This window comes from Streptomonospora wellingtoniae (assembly GCF_031845375.1).
In the GTDB taxonomy this organism is placed as follows: domain Bacteria; phylum Actinomycetota; class Actinomycetes; order Streptosporangiales; family Streptosporangiaceae; genus Streptomonospora; species Streptomonospora wellingtoniae.
This window is the reverse complement of the sequence record NZ_JAVREK010000029.1, coordinates 44,620-64,512: the sequence shown is the minus strand read 5'-3', so window position 1 is coordinate 64,512 and position 19,893 is coordinate 44,620. Positions and strand designations below refer to the sequence as shown.

At 70.3% G+C, this 19,893-nt stretch carries 16 protein-coding genes; 7 read left to right on the top strand and 9 right to left on the bottom strand.

Annotated features, from left to right (window positions below; translation table 11 throughout):
* The first annotated feature begins 358 nt into the window (after positions 1-358).
* The gene (locus tag RM446_RS22060) at positions 359-568 is read left to right on the top strand and encodes a DUF6458 family protein (RefSeq protein ID WP_311547312.1); all 210 of its coding nucleotides are present in this window, start codon (positions 359-361) and stop codon (positions 566-568) included.
* 147 nt (positions 569-715) lie between these two features.
* On the opposite strand, the gene clpB is transcribed toward RM446_RS22060, so the two are convergent.
* The 5 genes from clpB to dnaK all read right to left on the bottom strand — a co-directional run bounded on the left by clpB (position 716) and on the right by dnaK (position 7,826).
* Positions 716-3,337: an ATP-dependent chaperone ClpB gene (clpB, locus tag RM446_RS22055; RefSeq protein WP_311547311.1), complete on the bottom strand. Its 2,622-nt coding sequence runs from the start codon at positions 3,335-3,337 to the stop codon at positions 716-718.
* 157 nt (positions 3,338-3,494) lie between these two features.
* Complete coding sequence (locus RM446_RS22050; protein WP_311547310.1) at positions 3,495-3,917, bottom strand: heat shock protein transcriptional repressor HspR; 423 nt, start codon at positions 3,915-3,917, stop codon at positions 3,495-3,497.
* A gap of 5 nt (positions 3,918-3,922) precedes the next feature.
* Complete coding sequence (gene dnaJ / locus RM446_RS22045) at positions 3,923-5,083, bottom strand: molecular chaperone DnaJ (RefSeq protein WP_311547309.1); 1,161 nt, start codon at positions 5,081-5,083, stop codon at positions 3,923-3,925.
* Between the two features lie 129 nt (positions 5,084-5,212).
* Complete coding sequence (grpE, locus tag RM446_RS22040) at positions 5,213-5,947, bottom strand: nucleotide exchange factor GrpE (RefSeq protein WP_311547308.1); 735 nt, start codon at positions 5,945-5,947, stop codon at positions 5,213-5,215.
* Between the two features lie 34 nt (positions 5,948-5,981).
* On the bottom strand, positions 5,982-7,826 hold the full coding sequence (gene dnaK / locus RM446_RS22035; RefSeq protein WP_311547307.1) for a molecular chaperone DnaK: 1,845 nt from the start codon (positions 7,824-7,826) through the stop codon (positions 5,982-5,984).
* A 532-nt stretch (positions 7,827-8,358) separates the two neighbouring features.
* On the opposite strand from dnaK, the gene RM446_RS22030 reads away from it, so the two are divergent.
* The gene (locus RM446_RS22030; RefSeq protein WP_311547306.1) at positions 8,359-10,545 is read left to right on the top strand and encodes a (Fe-S)-binding protein; all 2,187 of its coding nucleotides are present in this window, start codon (positions 8,359-8,361) and stop codon (positions 10,543-10,545) included.
* Positions 10,546-10,684: 139 nt separating this feature from the next.
* Here the strand turns inward: RM446_RS22030 and RM446_RS22025 are convergent, their stop codons facing one another.
* Complete coding sequence (locus tag RM446_RS22025; RefSeq protein ID WP_311547305.1) at positions 10,685-10,888, bottom strand: hypothetical protein; 204 nt, start codon at positions 10,886-10,888, stop codon at positions 10,685-10,687.
* 416 nt (positions 10,889-11,304) lie between these two features.
* Here RM446_RS22025 and RM446_RS22020 point away from each other — a divergent pair, with 416 nt between their 5' ends.
* Positions 11,305-11,724: a hypothetical protein gene (locus RM446_RS22020; RefSeq protein WP_311547303.1), complete on the top strand. Its 420-nt coding sequence runs from the start codon at positions 11,305-11,307 to the stop codon at positions 11,722-11,724.
* Positions 11,725-11,869: 145 nt separating this feature from the next.
* Here RM446_RS22020 and RM446_RS22015 read toward each other — a convergent pair whose 3' ends face one another.
* Both RM446_RS22015 and RM446_RS22010 read right to left on the bottom strand, forming a co-directional pair.
* The gene (locus RM446_RS22015) at positions 11,870-13,030 is read right to left on the bottom strand and encodes an aromatic acid exporter family protein (RefSeq protein ID WP_311547302.1); all 1,161 of its coding nucleotides are present in this window, start codon (positions 13,028-13,030) and stop codon (positions 11,870-11,872) included.
* Between the two features lie 215 nt (positions 13,031-13,245).
* Entirely contained in the window at positions 13,246-13,800 is a 555-nt protein-coding gene (locus tag RM446_RS22010) for a gamma carbonic anhydrase family protein (RefSeq protein WP_311547301.1), read from the bottom strand.
* A 365-nt stretch (positions 13,801-14,165) separates the two neighbouring features.
* On the opposite strand from RM446_RS22010, the gene RM446_RS22005 reads away from it, so the two are divergent.
* Both RM446_RS22005 and RM446_RS22000 read left to right on the top strand, forming a co-directional pair.
* The gene (locus RM446_RS22005; protein WP_311547300.1) at positions 14,166-15,551 is read left to right on the top strand and encodes a prolipoprotein diacylglyceryl transferase; all 1,386 of its coding nucleotides are present in this window, start codon (positions 14,166-14,168) and stop codon (positions 15,549-15,551) included.
* A 203-nt stretch (positions 15,552-15,754) separates the two neighbouring features.
* A complete protein-coding gene (locus tag RM446_RS22000; protein ID WP_311547299.1) occupies positions 15,755-16,204 on the top strand; it encodes a GNAT family N-acetyltransferase in 450 nt (149 codons plus the stop codon).
* Positions 16,205-16,421: 217 nt separating this feature from the next.
* Here RM446_RS22000 and RM446_RS21995 read toward each other — a convergent pair whose 3' ends face one another.
* Positions 16,422-18,014, bottom strand: a complete 1,593-nt coding sequence (locus RM446_RS21995; protein WP_398695679.1) for an MDR family MFS transporter — start codon at positions 18,012-18,014, stop codon at positions 16,422-16,424.
* A gap of 261 nt (positions 18,015-18,275) precedes the next feature.
* Between RM446_RS21995 and RM446_RS21990 the strand changes: the two genes are divergently transcribed.
* The gene (locus RM446_RS21990; protein ID WP_311547298.1) at positions 18,276-18,896 is read left to right on the top strand and encodes a TetR/AcrR family transcriptional regulator; all 621 of its coding nucleotides are present in this window, start codon (positions 18,276-18,278) and stop codon (positions 18,894-18,896) included.
* Positions 18,897-19,188: 292 nt separating this feature from the next.
* The gene (locus RM446_RS21985) at positions 19,189-19,704 is read left to right on the top strand and encodes a C40 family peptidase (RefSeq protein ID WP_311547297.1); all 516 of its coding nucleotides are present in this window, start codon (positions 19,189-19,191) and stop codon (positions 19,702-19,704) included.
* The last annotated feature ends 189 nt before the right edge of the window (positions 19,705-19,893 follow it).

Genomic DNA, 19,893 nt, shown 5'->3' with positions numbered 1-19,893 from the left:
CCAGCGCATCTGCGCCCTCAACGCCGCGATCTGGCACAACTGGCTCATCGACGCCCCGGTCAAACGGTCTCTGATCGCCTACGACCACTGACCCGGGACACCCAACAACCCCCATCAACGATCTAGGGGCCCGGCCCGATCGATCCGGCCCGGGGGGCGGCACAACCGCCCCGGTCTTCCGGCCCGGTGCGCACACCCCCTGCGCACCGGGCCGTTGTGCATCCCGCGGCCGCGACCGTGCCGGCTCCCCCGCTTTCCCGGCCGCCGCCGATACGTGGCCCAGCTCGCGGGATGGCGCGTCGGCGAACGGGTAGTAGTAGGCAACGGGATCGCAAATGACGCGGCGCGGAGGCAGCGAATGGGAATCGGACTCGGCATCTTCCTGGTGGTCATCGGGGCCGTGCTCGCGTACGGCATCACCGCGGACATCGCCGGACTCGACCTGGACGCCATCGGCATGATCTTTATGGTCGCCGGTGTGGCGGTGGTCGTCCTGACCATCGTTTTCATGGTGGTCCGCCGCGACCGCACCCGGCAGTCGATCCGGGACGACTCCGACGTGCTCTGACACGCGGGGTCGGTCACGGCGCCGCCCCGCGGCGCCACCCCGCGGCGCGCCCCGCCTCTCCATCCTCCCTTCAACGGGGTCGGCCCCGGCACCGCCGAACACGGTGCCGGGGCCGACGCTTCGGGAGCGGCGCCGCGCTCGGCGGCGTCAGGCCGAGGCGGGCTCGGGCCGGGCCGCGGGGCGGACGCTGAGGGCGTCGGCGTCCTCGTCGAGGTCGACGACGACCGTGTCGCCCTCGGACAGCTCCCCCGCCAGCATCGCCTTGGCCAGCGGGTCGCCGATCGCGGCCTGAACCAGCCTGCGCAGCGGCCGTGCGCCGTAGACCGGGTCATAGCCGGTCAGCGCCAGCCACTCGCGGGCGGCCGGGGTGACCTCCAGCTCCAGCCGCCGTTCTCCCAGCCGCGCGGCCAGGCGGTCGACCTGCAGGTCGACGATGCGCGTCAGCTCGTCGGTGGACAGCGCCTCGAACACGATCAGGTCGTCCAGCCGATTGAGGAACTCCGGCTTGAACGTGCTGCGCACGACCGACATGACCTTTTCCCGCCGGTCCTCGCTCGCCAGAGCGGGGTCGACGAGGAACTGCGAGCCGAGGTTGGACGTCAGGACCAGCAGCGTGTTGCGGAAGTCGACGCTGCGCCCCTGGCCGTCGGTGAGCCGCCCGTCGTCGAGGACCTGCAGCAGCGTGTCGAAGACCTCGATATGCGCCTTCTCCACCTCGTCCAGCAGCACCACCGTGTAGGGCCGCCGACGCACCGCCTCCGTGAGCTGGCCGCCCTCCTCGTAGCCGACGTAGCCGGGGGGCGCGCCCACCAGCCGCGAAACGGAATGCTTCTCCGAGTACTCGCTCATGTCGATGCGCACGATCGCGCGCTCGTCGTCGAACAGCAGCTCGGCCAGCGCCTTGGCCAGCTCGGTCTTGCCCACGCCCGTGGGGCCCAGGAACAGGAACGAGCCGGTCGGGCGGTCGGGGTCGGAGATGCCGGTCCTCGCGCGGCGCACCGCGTCGGACACCGCGGCCACCGCCTTGTGCTGGCCGACCAGCCGCTTGCCCAGCTCCTCCTCCATGCGCAGCAGCTTTGCGGTCTCGCCTTCCAGCAGCCGGCCGACGGGGATGCCGGTCCACGAGGACACCACGTCGGCGACGTCGTCGGCGCCCACCTCCTCCTTGACCATCGTCGGCTCCGCGTCGGAGGCCGGCCCCTGCTCCTCCTCGGCGTGGGACGCCTCCTCCAGCTGCTTCTCCAGCTGCGGGATCTCGCCGTACATCAGCCGGGAGGCCTCGGTGAAGTCGCCGTCGCGCTGGGCGCGCTCGGCCTGCGTGCGCAGGCCGTCCAGGCGCTCCTTGAGCTCGCCGACCCGGTTCAGCCCGGCCTTCTCCTGCTCCCAGCGGGCCACCAGCGCGTTGAGCTCCTCCTGCCGGTCGGCGAGGTCGGCGCGCAGCCGCTCCAGGCGCTGCAGGGAGGCGGCGTCGGACTCCTTGTCCAGCGCCATCTCCTCCATCTTCAGCCGGTCGACGGTGCGCTGCAGCTCGTCGATCTCCACCGGACGGGAGTCGATCTCCATGCGCAGCCGCGAGGCGGCCTCGTCGATCAGGTCGATGGCCTTGTCGGGGAGGAAGCGGGCGGTGATGTAGCGGTCCGACAGCGTGGCCGCGGCCACCAGCGCCGCGTCGGCGATCTGCACCTTGTGGTGCGCCTCGTAGCGGCCCTTGAGGCCGCGCAGGATCGCGATGGTGTCGGCGGCCGACGGCTCGCCGACCAGCACCTGCTGAAAGCGGCGCTCCAGCGCCGGGTCCTTCTCGATGCGCTCGCGGTACTCGTCCAGAGTCGTGGCGCCCACCATGCGCAGCTCGCCGCGGGCCAGCATCGGCTTGAGCATGTTCCCCGCGTCCATGGCGCCCTCGGCGGCGCCGGCGCCGACCATGGTGTGCAACTCGTCGATGAAGGTGATGATCTGGCCGTCGCTCTCCTTGATCTCGGTGAGCACGGCCTTGAGGCGCTCCTCGAACTCCCCGCGGTACTTGGCTCCGGCCACCATCGACGACAGGTCGAGGGCGATCAGCCGCTTGTCGCGCAGCGACTCGGGCACGTCGCCGGCCACGATGCGCTGCGCCAGCCCCTCGACCACAGCGGTCTTGCCGACGCCGGGCTCACCGATCAGCACCGGGTTGTTCTTGGTGCGCCGGGAAAGCACCTGCACAACCCGGCGGATCTCGGAGTCGCGGCCGATCACCGGGTCCAGAGCACCCGAGCGCGCCCGGCCGGTGAGGTCGACGCCGTACTTCTCCAGCGCCTGGTAGGTGTCCTCGGGGTTCTCAGTGGTGACCCGGCCCGGGCCGCGCACCCGTTCGAACGCTTCGAGCAGCGCCTCGGGCGTTGCGCCGGCGTCCTTGAGCAGCCGACTCGCCTCGCCGCCGTCGGCGGCCAGGCCCACCAGCAGGTGCTCGGTCGAGACGAACTCGTCCTCCATCTGCTGGGCGCGCTGGGCAGCGGTGTTCAGCGAGACGATCAGCTGGCGGGAGCTCTGGGGCGCGCCCACCGTGCTGCCGGCGGCCTTGGGCAGCCCGGTCAGCGTCTGCCCGAGCTTGGCGGTGAGGTCGTCGGGAGCCGCGCCGACCTCCTTGAGCAGCGGGCGGATGATCCCCTCGCCCTGGTCGAGCAGTGCGGCGAGCAGATGGACCGGCTCGACCTGCGGGTTGCCGTCCGTGGTGGCCCGCCGCATCGCCGCCGCCACGGCCTCCTGGCTCTTCGTGGTGAGTTTGTAGTTCATGCGTCGCCGCCCCCTTCGCGCGTGATCGCTATGCGGTTGTGCCTGATGGCCCGCCGGGCGGCGGCAGCGCTCGCGCCCGAATCCCGGGCACGGGCGGGCGCCGACCGCCTCGGCGCCCGCCCGGTTCCGGTCGGCCGTCGCGGTCCGGCCGGACCGGCTACCGGTCCTGCTCAGGCGGAGTGGAGGTGTTGAAGATCGTCACCCGTGCGCGCCGCACCGGCAGCAGCTCGCCGCCGCCGGCCTCGCCCGACGAGCGCCGCGCCACCGCCGAGCGGGCCGCGTCCAGCTCGTTGTGCAGGTGGAACAGGTGCTCGCGCAGCTTCTCCACCTCGATCTCCAGTTCCAGGATGCGCTTGATCCCGGCGAGGTTGATCCCCTCCTCCTGGGAGAGCCGCTGCACCTCCCGCAGCGTCCGGATGTCGCGCATCGAGTAGCGCCTGCCCCGGCCGGAGGCCCGGCCCGGCGAGACCAGGCCCAGACGGTCGTACTGGCGCAGCGTCTGCGGATGCAGTCCGGACAGCTCAGCGGCCACCGAGATCACGTAGACCGGGATGTCGTCACCCAGCCCGGGATCGTTCATGACATTCACATCCCCTTCGCGCGTGTCTCCAGACCGCTGCGCGGGTCCTGGTCCGCGGTCGCGGCGCGGAACTTCTCCAGCGCCTCGCGCGCATCCTCGTTGAGGCGGTCGGGAACCGCCACTTCGACGGTCACCAGCATGTCGCCCGCGGTCCCGTCGCGCCGGGCCGTGCCCTTGCCGCGAACCCGGAAGGTCCGGCCGTTGGGCGTGCCCGGTGGGATCTTGACCGTGACGGGCAGGCCGTTGAGGGTGGGCACCCGCACGTCGGCGCCGAGCGCGGCCTCGGGGAAGGTCACCGGAACGGTGATCGTCAGGTTGTCGCCGGACTTGGCGAACACGGGGTGCGGCTGCACATGTACCACCACATAGAGGTCTCCGGCCGGTCCGCCGTGCTCGCCCGGCGCGCCTTTGCCTTTGAGCCGGATCCGCTGGCCGTCGGAGACACCCGCGGGGATCCGGGTCTGGATCGTTCGGGTGCTCTTACCGCGCCCGCTGCCGCTGCACGTGGGGCAGGGGTCGTCGACCACCAGGCCGCGCCCCTTGCACTTGCCGCACGGCTCGGAAAGCGAGAACCCGCCCTGGTTGCGGTTCTCGTGGCCGGTACCCGAGCAGTTCGGGCACACCCGCGGAGCCGTGCCCGCCCGGGCGCCGGTGCCCTTGCAGGTGGGGCACGCGGCGTCGCTGCTGAGCTGGAAGGACCGGGTAACTCCGGCGGACGCCTCGCTGAACGTCAGCCGGGTCTCGGTCTCGATGTCGGCCCCGCGCCGGGGCTGGGTCGTGGTGCGGCCGCGCCCGCCGAACAGGCCGCCGAACAGGTCGCTCAGCCGCTCGCCGCCCCCGCTGGGCTGGGGACCGCCCTGGCCCTGGCCGAACAGGTCGCCCAGGTCGAACCCGCCCGCGCCGGTGCTGCCACCGGGCCGGTAGGAACCGCCGAAGAGGGAGCGGGCGTCGTCGTACTCCTTGCGCCGCTTCTCGTCACTGAGCACGTTGTAGGCCTCGGAGATCTCCTTGAAGCGCTCCTCGGCCTGTGCGTCGCCGGTGTTGGCGTCGGGGTGGTTCGCGCGCGCGAGCTTGCGATAGGACTGCTTGATCTCGTCCTGCGAGGCGGTCTTTGAGACTCCGAGGACCTTGTAGTAGTCCTTCTCCAGGTAGTCCTTCGTGCTCATCGACGTCTGCCTTCTCCCGCTTCGCGCTGTGGGTCGGATTGTCCCCGCGACCGCGCCCCCGCATCCGACCGGGGGGCGGCCCTGTGGCCGCGCGCCCCGGGCGCCGCGCGGCGCCCGGGGCTCGACGGTCTACTTCCTGTCCTCACCGGCCCCGCCGGAGGAGTCGGGGCCGGGCTCCTCCGCGGAGCCGCCCGGCTCGGCCTCCTGATCGGTTCCGGCGGAATCCGGAGCCTCAGCGGCATCCTCCCCGGGTCCGGCCACCACCACGCGTGCCGGGCGCAGGACCCGTTCGCCGATGAGGTAGCCGGGCTGGAAGACCTCGATGACCGTGGGCACCTCGGCGTCGGGCGAAGGCACCATGGTCAGGGCCTCGTGGACGTTCGGGTCGAACTCCTCGCCCTGTTCGCCGTACTTCTTCAGCCCCAGCTTGGTGACCAGCGCCTCCAGCGCCTCACCCACGGACTTGAATCCGCCGGTGAGCTCGTCGTGCTCACGCGCCCGGCCGATGTCGTCCAGGATCGGCAGAAGGTCGCCCACCACCTGGGCCGTCGCCTGCTCGCGCAGGGCCACCCGGTCGCGCTCGACGCGCTTTCGGTAGTTGGCGTACTCCGCCTGGATCCGCTTGAGGTCGTTGGTCAGCTCCACGACCTGCTCGCGGGTCTTGAGGAGCTCGCCCCCTTCGACGGTCCCGTCGATGACGACGGGCTCCTCGTCGGCCTCGACTGCGGCCTCGGGGGAGTCGGGAGCGGCACCCTCGGCCCCCTCGGGCGTACGGAGCTCACCGGTTTCGGGATCTATGCGCCGCCTGTCGCGGATCACCGGCCCCTGCTGCTCCTCGCCGTTCTCGTTCTCCGGCAGCGCCATTGGCTGCGCCTCCCTTGCCTTGCCTCTCGGCCGATCAGGCGTTGCCGTCCTTCTTGTCCTCGTCGACGATCTCGGCGTCCACGACGTCTCCGTCGTCGGACTGGTCCTGAGCGCCGGCCGAGGCGTCCTCACCGCCGCCCTGCTGGCCCTGGCCGTAGATGGAGGAGCCGATCTTCTGGCTCGCCAGCGCGACCTTCTCGCTCGCCTGGCGGATGGCCTCGATGTCGGTGCCCTCCAGCGCCGTCTTCAGCTCGCCGACGGCACCCTCGGTCTCGGACTTGACCTCGGCCGGGATCTTGTCCTCGTTGTCCTTGATGACCTTCTCGGTCTGGTGGACGAGGGACTCCGCGTTGTTGCGGACCTCGGCCTCCTCGCGGCGCTTGCGGTCCTCCTCGGCGTACTCCTCGGCCTCGCGGACCATCTTGTCGATGTCGTCCTTGCTCATGGCCGAGCCGCCGGAGATGGTGACCGACTGCTCCTTGCCCGTGCCCATGTCCTTGGCGGTCACGTTCACGATGCCGTTGGCGTCGATGTCGAAGGTGACCTCGACCTGGGGCACGCCGCGGGGCGCCGGCGGGAGGCCGCTCAGGTCGAAGACGCCCAGCTTCTTGTTGTACTGCGCGATCTCGCGCTCGCCCTGGTAGACCTGGATCTGCACCGAGGGCTGGTTGTCGTCCGCGGTGGTGAAGATCTCCGAGCGCTTGGTCGGGATGGTCGTGTTCTTCTCGATCAGCTTGGTGAACACGCCGCCCTTGGTCTCGATGCCCAGCGACAGCGGGGTGACGTCCAGCAGCAGGACGTCCTTGACCTCGCCCTTGAGCACGCCGGCCTGAAGCGCGGCACCGATGGCCACGACCTCGTCGGGGTTGACGCCCTTGTTGGGCTCCTTGCCGCCGGTGAGCTCCTTGACCAGCTCCACGACCGCGGGCATGCGGGTGGAACCGCCGACCATGACCACGTGGTCGATCTTGTCGACGCTGATGCCGGCGTCCTTGATGACCTGGTGGAAGGGCGACTTGGTGCGGTCCAGCAGGTCGGAGGTCAGACGCTGGAACTCGGCCCGGCTCAGCTTCTCGTCCAGGTGCAGGGGGCCCTCGGACGAGGCGGTGATGTAGGGCAGGTTGATGGCCGACTCGCTGGAGCTGGACAGCTCGATCTTGGCCTTCTCGGCGGCCTCGCGCAGCCGCTGCAGCGCCATCTTGTCCTTGGACAGGTCGACGCCGTTGGAGTTCTTGAAGCGCTCGACCAGCCAGTCGACGACGGCCTGGTCCCAGTCGTCGCCGCCGAGGTGGTTGTCGCCGTTGGTCGCCTTCACCTCGACAACGCCGTCGCCGACCTCCAGCAGGGACACGTCGAAGGTGCCGCCGCCGAGGTCGTAGACCAGGATGGTGGCCTCGCCCTCCTTCTCCAGGTGGTAGGCCAGGGCCGCGGAGGTGGGCTCGTTGATGATGCGCAGGACGTTGAGGCCCGCGATCGTGCCCGCTTCCTTTGTGGACTGGCGCTGGGAGTCGCTGAAGTAGGCCGGCACCGTGATGACGGCGTCGGTGACCTCTTCACCGAGGTAGGCCTCGGCGTCGCGCTTGAGCTTCTGCAGCACGAACGCGCTGATCTGCTGCGAGCTGAACGACTTCTCGTCGATCTCGGTCTTCCAGTCGGTGCCGATGTGGCGCTTCACCGAGCGGATGGTCCGGTCGACGTTGGTGACCGCCTGGCGCTTGGCGACCTCGCCGACGAGCACCTCGCCGTTCTTGGCGAAGGCAACGACGGACGGGGTGGTCCGGGCGCCTTCGGCGTTGGCGATGACCGTGGGCTCGCCGCCCTCCAGGACCGAGACGACCGAGTTCGTCGTCCCCAGGTCGATACCGACCGCACGTGCCATGAGTTCGTTCCTCCGTCAGAGTTGAGTCGTACAGGCGTAAGTTTGCTTCGCGGTTCGCCTGCTGTCAAATCACTTGAGTCGCTGGGACTCAATCTTTGGTTCCGCCCCTATAACGGCTGGAAGCACGGCGTTTGTTCCCGCCGCGGGAGCCGGTCGAGGGAAGTCCGGGCGGATCTCAGGGGCGCGTCAGGGGCGGGCCGGGGCCGGCCGGGCTGCCGCCGCCGACTGCGCACAGCACCTCCGCGAGCGCGACCGGGCGCGGGGGCGGGCACGGCGCATCGGCGAGCCCGGTCAGCCCGGTCGCACGCGCGGGCGATGATGGAAGCGGGGCCGCACCGCCGACCGGCGCGGCGGTGCAGGTGAACCCGCCGATTCGCGGTGGCGCGCGGACCTCTACCGTTGGAGCCCGCGGCCGTCGAAGCGCCTGAACCGGGGGCGATGGACCCGTCCGGCATTACTGACTAGTAACATTTGGTGGACCGCCGATGTGTGGCGCATCGGAGCAGGACAGCAGGATGGGAGGCCGCGGGCGATGCTCTACATCGTTCTGGGGATCATCACGACCCTCGTCGCCGTGGTCGGGGTCGCCATGTTCGCGTTCGGCATCCGCCGGATGGTGCAGACCGTGCGTCTGGGCCGCCCGGTGGAGAGCGGGCGCACGGGGCCGTTCGGCCGGCGACTGACGACCACGCTGCTCGAGGTGCTCGGACACAACCGGATGCTCAAGCGGCCCTGGGTGGGTGTGGCCCACTGGTTCGTCATGGTGTCCTTCCCGCTGCTGGTGTTCACCGTCGCCGAGGCGCACGGCGAGGTGTGGGACCCGCACTTCCACCTGCCGCTGATCCACGACTGGACCGTCTACGGCCTGGCCATCGAGCTCATCGCGGCGCTGGCACTGGTCGCCATCGCGGGTCTGGCCGTCTACCGCCAGATCAGGGGCCCGCGCCGGCGCGGCCGCGACTCCCGGTTCGCCAACTCCGTGCACTGGACGGCCTACTACGTCGAGGCCTACATCGTCGCGCTGCTGGCCGCCATCTTCGTGATCCGCGGGATCAAGGTCGCCCTGGACGATTTCCCGTTCCCGGTCTGGGCGACACCGGTCTCGCACGCGCTGGGCGCGATCCTGCCCGCCAGTGAGCCGACCCTCGCGCTGGTCGCCGCGTTCAAGCTGGTCATCTCCTGGATGTTCTTCATGGTCCTGGCCGCGGTGCTGACCATGGGCATCGGCTGGCACCGGTTCACCGCGCCGTTCAACATCTACTTCAAGCGCGACGCCGGGGGCGCTCCGGCGCTGGGCGCCGCCAAGCCGATGATGGACAAGACCGGCAAGCAGCCGCTGGACTTCGAGGAAGCCGACCCCGACGAGGACCCCTTCGGCGCCGGCAAGATCGAGGACTTCACCTGGAAGGGCTTGCTCGACTTCTCCACCTGCACCGAGTGCGGCCGCTGCCAATCGCAGTGCCCCGCCTGGAACACCGGAAAGCCGCTCTCGCCCAAGAAGCTGGTCATGGACCTGCGCGAGCACGCCTACGCCAAGGCTCCCTACCTCATGCAGGGCATCACCGCGGAGACGCTGGAGGAGAAGGCCAAGGAGGATGCCGCACACGCGGACACCGACGTGCTCACGCTTCTCCAGCGGCCGCTGGTGGGCACCGAGGAGGAGGGCGGCGTCATCCACCCCGACGTGCTCTGGTCCTGCACCAACTGCGGTGCCTGCGTCGAGCAGTGCCCGGTGGACATCGAGCACATCGACCACATCATGGACATGCGCCGCTACCAGGTGATGATCGAGTCCAGCTTCCCCTCCGAGGCCAACACGCTGCTGAAGAACCTGGAGAACAAGGGCAACCCCTGGGGCATGGCCGAGGACCGGCGCATGGACTGGATCGGCGAGCTCGACTTCGAGGTCCCGGTGGTGGAGGACACGCTGCCGGAGGGCACCGAGTACCTGTTCTGGGTCGGCTGCGCCGGCGCCCTGGAGGACCGCGCGAAGAAGACCACCAAGGCCATCGCCGAGCTGCTGCACACGGCAGGCGTGAAGTTCGCGGTCCTGGGCGGCATGGAGGCCTGCACCGGCGACCCGGCGCGGCGGCTGGGCATGGAGTACGTCTTCCAGATGCTCGCCCAGCAGAACGTCGAGACCCTGAACGAGGCGGGGGTCACCAGGATCGTGGCCAGCTGCCCGCACTGCTTCAACACGCTGGGCAACGAGTACCCGCAGCTCGGCGGCGAGTACGACGTGGTCCACCACAGCCAGCTGCTGGCCAAGCTGGTCGAGGACGGACGGCTCACCCCGGTCCAGCCGATCGAGGAGAACATCACCTACCACGATCCGTGCTTCCTCGGCCGGCACAACAAGGTCTACACGCCGCCGCGCGACATCATGGCGCAGGTCCCCGGCATCACCACCAAGGAGATGCACCGGCACAAGGAGCGCGGCTTCTGCTGCGGCGCGGGCGGCGCGCGCATGTGGATGGAGGAGCGCATCGGCAAGCGCATCAACACCGAGCGCGTGGACGAGGCATTGACCACCGACCCCGACACCGTCTCGACCGCCTGCCCCTTCTGCCAGGTGATGCTGGGCGACGCCATCAACGAGAAGAAGTCGGCGGGCGAGGCCAAGGAGTCGCTGGAGGTCGTCGACGTGTCCCAGCTGCTGCTGCGCTCCGTCAAGAGCGACGCCGCCCCCGCGGGCGAGGAGGAGAAGGAGACGGCCTGACCGTCCGACCGGCCGTCCCCGCCGCACATGCGGTCCGGCCGGCGCGGCCGGACCGCGCTCCGGGCAGGCCGCCGCCCGGGGCGCGGCCCCGCTGCGCCGGCCGGACCGCCGACGCGGCGGGCGGGGCGCAGCTTTCGGATCAGCCTGCGCAGTGCGGTTCGGCGGCGGGGCCGGGCAGGCAGCGCCTGGCCTGCTCGGGCACCGGCGCGCGCACGCCCAGCACGATGTCGATCTCCTCGAAGGTCAGCCGCCGGTCCGCACCGGCGACCGCGATGAGCAGCTCGGAGTAGAGTTCGATCTCCGCCATCGCCACGTGGTCGTGAAGGTGTACGTCGGCATACATCCGCGCCCACCTCCATCGAGAGCACCGCAGGGGCGCGCCCCGCGCGGGACAAGGGAACGCGGGAGGCGACCGTCCGGCCACGTGTATCCCCGGGTCGGACCGCCGACCAACGTGGGATCCCGCCGGAGACATCCCGCTGGACGAAGGTTACGTCCCGGTAGCTCACCGCCGCATGACCCAGACGGGCCATTCTCAGAACCACGTTCGAGTAGTCATCCGGCGGTATACACGCACGGTCCCGGGGCGCCGAGAGGACTAGGACCGGTACTTCGGCACCCCGTGCCCGGCGGACCGCGGTGCGGTGCAGGCGGGACGGGCGCCGCGGTCCGGCGGCTCCCCGCCCGCCGCGCGCTCGGACGAGCGCGCCGCAGGGTGTCCAGCTGGTCAGGCCGATCACCGCGTGCGAACATCGGCACGTGCACTACCACGGCTACTTCTGGCGCGGGTCCGACGACGACCGCTCGCGCCGGGCACGCGACGCCCACATCGACGGTCCCCGGTTCGCGACCGCCGACGTACCCCCCGCCAAGATGTGCTGGTGGCTGCGTAAGCCGGCCGACATGGTCGCGGGCACCTGGGACGACCCCGCAGGCGCCGCGAAGTGGATGCTCGCGCAGTACGAGCGGGTGAGCCGCGAGATCGAGGACGCCGCCGCCCACTGGACGCCCGGCGACCGCCGCTACGCCGCGGCCCTGCGCGACATCGCCGACGGCCGCGACGTCACCTGGCAGTACCAGGTGGGCGGCGACGAACGCGCCTTCGTCTCGGTCGTCGCCTGCTCACCCAACGAATGGGACCGCGAGGCTCCCTGCCCGCTCGACGGCGCGAGCGGCTAGGCGTGATGCTCGGGGAGGTCGGTAGCACGGCCGCAACCGGCACAGCACCGTCGATCTTGTAGCCATCGCAAACGGAAATCGCTTTCCTTCACGATGGCTACAAGATCGACGAGGGTTCGGCGGCCCGACAGCTGACCGCACCGCCTCACCGCGACCGTTCCTGCTCCACGGAGCGCTTGAGGAGGTCGCATGCGTGCTCGAACTCCTCCTGGAGGCGGGAGGCCTCGACGAGCAGGGTGGCGTAAGGGCTCGAACCGCCGGTGACGCTGACCGTGACGCCCTCGTCGCCCTCGTCGCCCTCGGACAGCCGGCTCGCGTACTCCCTGGACTGCCCGGCCCGGGATGTCAGCTCCTCGACCTGTTCGGCGATGTGCTTCTCGTCGAGCTCGCTCAGCTTCGCGGTGATCTCGGCGAGCGCGGCGAGGAAGTCCGCGTAGCGTTCGAGGAATCCGGGGCTCTCCGGCCGCCCCTCTTGCGAGGATGCGGCCTGGTCAAGAGTGCGGGTGACGGAGGCCAGCTGGTAGGAGATCCGGTCCAGTGCCTGCACGGCGCCCACGTAGCCGGAGAACGTGGGGATTCGGCGCCGCAGCAGGAAGCGCCGCGGGTTGTAGTAGACGCTCTCCTCGGCGGTGCGCACCGCGCTGTGCGCCTGGGCCACGGTGGAGTCCAGCCGGCTCGCACGCTGGCGCCACTGTCCCGTCCGCTCCTGGATCAGCTCTCCTTCACGCAGCGGAGGGTGCATGTCCGAAAGCAGGTCGCACACAGCGTGGGCCAGCGAGCGGACGCCGTGCTCGGCGCTGCGGAAGCGCATCGGCGGTACGACGACCAGGTTGACCAGCACGCCGATGGCGCAACCGATGAGGACCAGCAGGAGGATCGAGCCGAGCTGGGTGGCGCGCTCGACGGTGCTCGTCGCCATGACGTACATGGCGAAGGCGAAGAACGCGGCGGTGACCACCTGAGAGCCCTGCGAGCCCAGCCGGGGCCAGCGCCCGATCACCAGCGCGACCATCGTGACGACCGCGAACGTCACCAGGCCCGGCCCGGCCAGGAACCCGATCAGCCCCTGCACGGCCACCCCCGCCCCGACCGCTCCGAGGTAGCGCACCGACTGGGCGATCGACTGGTAGATCGTCACCTGGATCATCAGCACCGCCGAGAACGGCGCGAACGCGGGTGCCGCGGCCTGCAGCACGTTGTAGGAGACGACCCAGGCGATTGTGGCGGCCAGAGTGCTCTTGCCGATCAACAGCAGGGTGTTGCGCTCGTGGCCTTCACGGCGGGCACGGCGGATCCACTGCCCCATGCGGGCCCAGCGCCCCAGCGGCGCGGGACGTCTCCCGGATCTCTCCGACGGCCGCATCACGCTTCGCCCCCTTCGCTCCTTCCTCCGCCGTTAACCCGAATGCGGACACGCATGTGCGTTCGGCGGAAGCAATCCCGCGGGACGCGGGCGCGGGGTCGCCGCGGGAGCCGAAGGAGGGGCCGCGCGGACGAGCGCGGCCTCAGGTCATCGGATGTTCAATCCCGCCCCCGGCCGCGAGGGACGCTGAGCCAGGTGACCTCGCGGTGGCGGTCGGCGTAGCGGGCGTATTTCTCAGGCGTCTCGGCGAAGCCCGCGCGGTCCTCGTCGGTGAGCTCGCGCACGACCTTGCCCGGCAGCCCGGCCCACAGCGTGCCCGCCGGAACCTCCTTGCCCGGCGGCACCAGCGCTCCCGCCGCCACCAGGGCGCCCTCGCCCACGCGGGCGCCGCCCAGCACGATCGCGCCGATGCCGATCAGCGCACCCTCGCCGATCTCCGCGCCGTGCACCATGGCCTTGTGCCCGAGGCTGACGCGATCGGCCAGCACCGCGGGCTCACCGGGGTCGGAGTGCAGCCCGCACTGGTCCTGGATGTTGCACATCCGGCCGATGACGATGTCTTCGGTGTCGGCGCGCAGGACCGAGCCGTACCAGACGCTGCTCCGAGCGTCGAGACGGACGCGCCCGACGACGACGGCGCCGGGCGCGATCCAGGCGTCGGGATGGATCTGGGGCTCACCGAACGGGGCGTCTCCGACGTACGGAGCGGACACGTGCACCTCCCTGGCTGCGGGCCGACCGGCGAGGCACGCCGGAAAAGGCGGACACCGGCCCCGCGCCGCCGTGAACGGGCATACCTTAGTAGTGCGGTGAGCACGGCGGCCCCAGCGGCACGCCCCAAACGCGCACGATCCGCCCACGCTATTGAGCAGGAGGTGCACTCGGCACTACCGTAGTCGCCTCCCCTCGTGTTCACTACGTCACACTTCGCACGCGATACGGGTCTCTGTTGCGGTTTCCCATCACACCGCCAAGCTTGAGGAATGAATGTCATTGACGTGTTTTCCGGGTGTTATGGGAATGATAGGCAGGGAGTCCGGCCACCATCCCATTGGCAGCCAACCTGGTTGATTAGGACATGAACGAGCACAGCGCAGAGATCTTGCCGAACTTCCTACGCGAGGAAGCCTTCCCGACCGAGAAGCGGGGCTACAGCAAGCGCCAGGTCGACGACTACGTGGTGCGCACTCACAACCAGACCCGCGATCTGCAGGAGCGGCTGGCGCGCGCCCACGACGAGCTGGAGCAGCTCCGCCGCGAGCTGGCCGAGGCCAAGGAACAGGCCGCGGTCAAGCCCGAGCACGAACAGATCAGCGAACGCATGTCCACGATCCTTCGCATAGCAGAGGAAGAGGCGAAGGAGAAGCGCGGCAAGGTCGACAGCGAGGTCGACGCCATCCGCGGCAAGGCCGAGGAAGAGTCGGCCAAGAGGGTCAAGGACGCCGAGGAGCACGCCGAGCGCGTACTCTCCAGCGCGCGCTCCGAGGCCCAGGAGATGGTCGCGGCGGCCAAGCAGGAGACCGAGCAGCTCAGGGCACAGGTCGAAGACGAGACCCAGCGTCGCGTCACCGATGCCGAGGCCCGGGCGCAGAAGATCAACGATACGGCCGACCGCCGCCTGGCCACACTTACGGCCACGCACAACGAGGCGGTGCGCAGGCTCGGCGACATGCACGGCACGCTGGCGGAACTCCTCGACGCCGAGAAGAAGTCGGGGCCGCTGGAGGCAGGGCTGTCGCAAGCCGAGGTCGCGGCCGAGCAGGAGGCGTCCGAACCTGCGAAGCAGTCGCAGCAGGGGCAGCCGAACCGGCAGGGCCAACCGGCTCAGCCGACGCAGAAGGGGCAGCAGGACCGGCAAGGGCAGCAGCCTTCGCAGGGCCAGCAGGGTCGGCAGCCGCAGCAGGCCCAGGCCGGGCAGCAGGGCCAGGGTCAGCAGAAGCAGAGCCACCAGCCCGCCGACCAGCAGGCGAAGACCGCCTCGCCGCAGCAGCCTCCGGCGGAGGCCCGCGGCGACTCCGGGGCCCAGGCTCCGGTTTCCGGTCCGCAGGCCGCCCATTCCGGGTCCGCGCAGTCGGGGCCGGACGACGCCACCGTGAACACCGGCCCCGCCGCGCAGCAGCTGGACGTGGCCGACGAATCAACCGTCCGTCTCAACCCGGAGCCGCCGGCCGGAAAGCAGGGCGAGGCAGCAGCCTCGCAGCCGGTCCGCCAGGCCCCGCGGCCGCAGGGGGCGCCCTACGCGGGTCCCGCACCTCAGCAGCAGCAGCCGCCGCAGGTGCAGCAGCAGCCGCAACAGCAGCCACCGCAGCAGCATCCGAACCAGAGCGGCCAGCCCCAGCAGGCGCAGCCTGTGCAGCCGGCCCACGACCCGGGTATCACGGCCATGCATCAGCGCTCCGACGCGCCGCCGGCCCAGCCCGACGACGCCGAGGGCACTGAGGGAGTGCGCATCATCAAGCCGTGACCCGGTGCGGTCCGCGCACCCGGCGGAGTGTCCATCGCGTGCGCACCCAGCCCGCGCGGACCGCGACGTCGGCCGGACCGGACTGGACTCGCTCATGTCGTTACCGGAGCGGGGCGCCCAGAGCGCCCCGCTCCGTGCTGTTTGTCCAGGCCTGAGGGGCGACGTCGGTCTTCGACCCGGTGTCGGCTACGATGCCGGAAGCCATGATTATCCGCTCGGCCATCCGGTCTGACCTCGGTGCGATTCTGCGGCTCCTACGCGAACTCGGCGACGCGACCCCCGCGCAGACCAGCACCGTCCGCATGTCCTCCGCCGCCGTGCGCGCATGGACCCGGATGGAGAACGACCCCGACCGCCAGGTCCTGGTCGCCGAGCGCCGCGGCCAGATCATCGGGACCGTGGACCTGCTGGTGGTCGCCAACCTCACGCACGACGCGCAGTCGTGGGCGGTGGCCGACAACCTGGTGGTGGACGCGGCGTGCCGACGCGCCGGTGTAGGGCGGGCACTGATGGAGGAGGCGGTCGACCGGGCCTCCCGAGCCGGCTGCTACAAGGTCGAACTGCTCTCGCACGAGAGCCGCGCCGGGGCACACGCGTTCTACTCCGCGATCGGCTTCGAGAACTCGGCCGAGGGCTTCCGGCGCTACCTCTGATCCCCTGCTGATAGCGGCTGGTGCCGTCGTCCCATCGTGGTCCCGGCCCGCTGCCTGGGGTCGGCTGCCCGTGTCCTCGACTCGCCCGGCAGGCGGCCGCGCCCCCGCGCACGGCGCATCGCCGCCGCACGCGGGCCGTGTCCGCACAACGGAAGCAGACCGCAGCGGACGGTGCTTCCCCGCTCCGCTGCGGTCCGTCCCGCGGTTTGCGGCAGGCTCAGCGTCCCGAGCGCAGCGGGATCTGCTTGAAGAAGAGCACGACCACGAAGGCCACCACCGCGATCGGCATCCCCAGAGTGAACACGGTGTGCATCGCGTTGCTGAACGCGCTGATCACCGCGTCCTGCACCGCGGGCGGGAGCGCGTGGATCGCCTCGGGCGACCCGCTCACCCCGCTCGACAGGTCCGATGAGCCGGAGGACCCGCCGGTACGCTCGGCGAACTCCGCGATCTCGCCGTGCAGCCGGTTGGTCATCACCGCGCCGAAGGTTGCCACACCCATGGCGCCGCCGAGGTTGCGGAAGAAGGAGACCGCCGAGGTGGCCGAGGCCAGGTCGGCCCGCCTGACCGCGTTCTGCGTCGCCAGGATGAGGATCTGCATGCACATCCCCAGGCCCAGGCCGATCTGGCAGACGCCGAAACCGACCAGGACCAGGCTGGACTCGGTGTCCAGGAACGTCAGGGTGAAGAACCCGGTGCCGATCAGCACGGTGCCGGTTACGGGGAAGACTTTCCACTTGCCGGTGCGGCTGACAAGGAAGCCCGAGGTGACCGAGGCCGTCAGCAGGCCGAGCACCATCGGCAGCGTCATCAGGCCCGAGGCCGTGGGGCTGAGCCCCTGCACGATCTGCAGGTACTGCGGCAGGTAGATCATCACGCCGAACATGCTCATGCCCACCGCGGCCGAGGCGAGGGAGCCGAGCACGAACGTGCCGTTTCGGAACAGGTGCGGCGGCAGGATGGGGTCCTGCGCGCGCCGCTCCACCAGCACGGCCCCGAGGAACAGCACCGCCGCGACGGCGATCAGCACGTAGGAGGGAGTCGACAGCCAGTCGAACTCCTGCCCGCCCAGGCTCAGCAGCAGCATGACCGCGCTGGCGGCGCCGACGATGCAGGTGGCGCCCCGCCAGTCGATGCGGTTCTCCGAGCGGGGCCGCGCAGGCAGCTTGAGCAGGCGCTGGATGACGATGAACGCCACCACCGCCAGCGGCACGGTGATGAAGAAGCACCAGCGCCAGCCCAGCGGGCTGTCGACCAGGAATCCGCCGAGCAGCGGTCCGCCGACCGTGGCCACGCCGAACACCGACCCCAGGAAGCCGGAGTAGCGGCCGCGCTCGCGCGGGGCCACCACGTCGCCGAGGATGATCTGGGGCAGCGCAGCGAGTCCGCCCGTACCGATGCCCTGGAAGAAGCGCGCGGCGATCAGCCACGTCATGTCGTCGGCGAACCCGGCCGCGACCGATGAAGTGATGAAGATCACGAGCGCGATCTGGAACAGCAGCTTGCGGCCCCAGACGTCGGAGAGCTTTCCCCACACGGGTGTGGAGGCGGTCATCGTGAGCAGGGTGGCGCTGGCCACCCAGGACAGCCGGTCCTGGCCGCCGAGCTCGCCGACGATGGTGGGCAGCGCCGTGCCCACGATCGAGGTGGTGAGCATCGACGTGAGCATGGCCAGCATCAGGCCGATGAGAATCTCGATGATCTGGCGCCGCGAGTAGTTCGCCGGCGCCTCCTCGGCGGCCTCCCCCGCGGTGTGCTCCCCCGGCACGTCCGCGGTCCGCCGGTCCACTGCGCCTAAGCGTTGCTCCACGTTCGGGATCTCCTGTCCGTCGCCCCGTTTGTTGCTGTTGCAGCGGCCCCGGCGCAGGCGCGTAGGAACCGAGGCGCGCGGGATTCGACCGGGACCGGACACGACGGACCGCCCTCCAGGTTCGGGGCGGTCCGGTGGCAATCTCCTCTCCAGGTATAAGTAAACAGTGTTGACTTGTCAAGCGGAGGCGTTATAGTGCGGTGAACCGCGCACGAGCAGCCGCGCTGAGCAGGGACTCCGCGGCCACAGCAGGGGAGCCCGATGAACCGCACAGACGCCGACGGCTCCTGCCCAGGGCGTGTGCGCGACCGCGAGGCCACGCGCCAGCGCATCCTCGCCAGCGCCCGTGAACTGTTCACCCAGGAGGGCTATGCGCAGGTGTCCTCGCGGCGCATCGCCGCCGAGGCCGGGGTCAACGTCGCCCTGATCAACCGATACTTCGGGGCCAAGCGCGGCCTGCTCGCCGAGGTGGTGGCCGAGGACGCCTCGTTCCCCGGGGTTTTCGAGGGCGACCGCGACACCCTGCCCCGGCGCGTCGCCGAACACGTCGTCCACCGCACCCTGGGCGAGGGAACGCCGCTGCAGCGGGCGCTGATGCACTCCATCGGCGACCCGGACCTGCGGTCGGTGTTCGAGGAGCGGCTGCAGAGCGCCATCATCGGGCCGCTGTCCGACTACATCGGCGGAGCCGACGCCCGCACGCGCGCGACGCTTGTGGCCGGCCTCCTGATCGGCATCGGCAACGTCCGCCGGATGGGCGGCGCGGACTCCCTGATCGAACACGACCCGCAGGCGCTGACCCGGCGCCTCACGGGCATCATCGAGCGCTGCCTGGACGAAGGAGCAGCGGGCGGGGGAGCGGCCGAGCGGCTGGACGAGTGAGGGCAGCCGGAGCCGCGTGGCGCGTCGCCGGTGCGGCGCGGGGCGGCCGGGAGGGGACGGGAGACGCACCGGAAAATCGGAACTGTCCCGATATCCATCACCAAAGTTCACGTATCCCTCGGAATCACCGACGGAACCTCCACGCCGAGACTCCTCTCCGCTTACACGGCAGGCGAATTCGCCGCGACACGCCAATGCACCGATAAGAGCAGTTCCGGATGAACCCTGTGTTTCCCTGTGGAACTGTGTCCCGGGTCACGATGATTCGGGGAAGCGAGAATACGGGGGAACTATGAACGCGACAGCAGGATGCGACTCGGTGAAGCGTGGAAGCAGACCGGGCACCATGGCCCGGGTGGCGCTGACGTTATCGTCCCTGGCGGTGCTCGCCGCATTCGGTCTCGGTTCCACCGCTGTTGCGGTGGCCGAGGAAAGGGTGCACCAAGCGTCGAGTATCGCCAGGACAGCGGTCGAACACGCAAAGAACCAAAAAGGAAAGCCTTATCGGTACGGTGCCGAAGGCCCGCGGGCCTTCGACTGCTCCGGGCTCGTGCAGTACGCCTACAAGAAGGCCGGAAAGAGCATCAGCCGCACCACCTACACCCAGTTCGACCAAGGGCGATCGGTTTCGCGGTCGAAGCTCCAGCGCGGAGATCTCGTCTTCTTCTATCCCGGCCCCGAGCACGTCGCAATGTACATCGGAAAGGGCCGCATGATCCACGCGCCGGGTTCCGGTAAAAAGGTCCAGATCACCAAGATGACCGGCTACTACAACCGGCACTTCGTGGGAGCGCGCCGAGTCGCCTGAGACTCCGCCCGGCACCGCGCGGTCGGGCGTCGAGACCGGCTGACCCGCCGCCACTCGGCGGCCGCCACCCGCATGAATGATCCCGAGGAGTCAGTGGAGACTCGTTCCGGCGGCGCCGCGCTGCGCCGAGCGCACCCGTGCGCGCAGCGCGGCGCCGTCTCGCCACAGGTGCCCCAACGCCCCGGCCCT

Coding starts and splice junctions, on each gene's coding strand:
- dnaK (WP_311547307.1), bottom strand. CDS start 7,826: ATGGCACGTGCGGTCGGTATCGACCTGGGGACGACGAACTCGGTCGTC.
- RM446_RS22005 (WP_311547300.1), top strand. CDS start 14,166: ATGAACGAGCACAGCGCAGAGATCTTGCCGAACTTCCTACGCGAGGAA.
- RM446_RS22000 (WP_311547299.1), top strand. CDS start 15,755: ATGATTATCCGCTCGGCCATCCGGTCTGACCTCGGTGCGATTCTGCGG.
- RM446_RS21985 (WP_311547297.1), top strand. CDS start 19,189: ATGAACGCGACAGCAGGATGCGACTCGGTGAAGCGTGGAAGCAGACCG.
- RM446_RS22050 (WP_311547310.1), bottom strand. CDS start 3,917: ATGAACGATCCCGGGCTGGGTGACGACATCCCGGTCTACGTGATCTCG.
- RM446_RS21990 (WP_311547298.1), top strand. CDS start 18,276: ATGAACCGCACAGACGCCGACGGCTCCTGCCCAGGGCGTGTGCGCGAC.
- clpB (WP_311547311.1), bottom strand. CDS start 3,337: ATGAACTACAAACTCACCACGAAGAGCCAGGAGGCCGTGGCGGCGGCG.
- dnaJ (WP_311547309.1), bottom strand. CDS start 5,083: ATGAGCACGAAGGACTACCTGGAGAAGGACTACTACAAGGTCCTCGGA.
- RM446_RS22060 (WP_311547312.1), top strand. CDS start 359: ATGGGAATCGGACTCGGCATCTTCCTGGTGGTCATCGGGGCCGTGCTC.
- grpE (WP_311547308.1), bottom strand. CDS start 5,947: ATGGCGCTGCCGGAGAACGAGAACGGCGAGGAGCAGCAGGGGCCGGTG.
- RM446_RS22015 (WP_311547302.1), bottom strand. CDS start 13,030: ATGGGGCAGTGGATCCGCCGTGCCCGCCGTGAAGGCCACGAGCGCAAC.
- RM446_RS22025 (WP_311547305.1), bottom strand. CDS start 10,888: ATGTATGCCGACGTACACCTTCACGACCACGTGGCGATGGCGGAGATC.
- RM446_RS22030 (WP_311547306.1), top strand. CDS start 8,359: ATGCTCTACATCGTTCTGGGGATCATCACGACCCTCGTCGCCGTGGTC.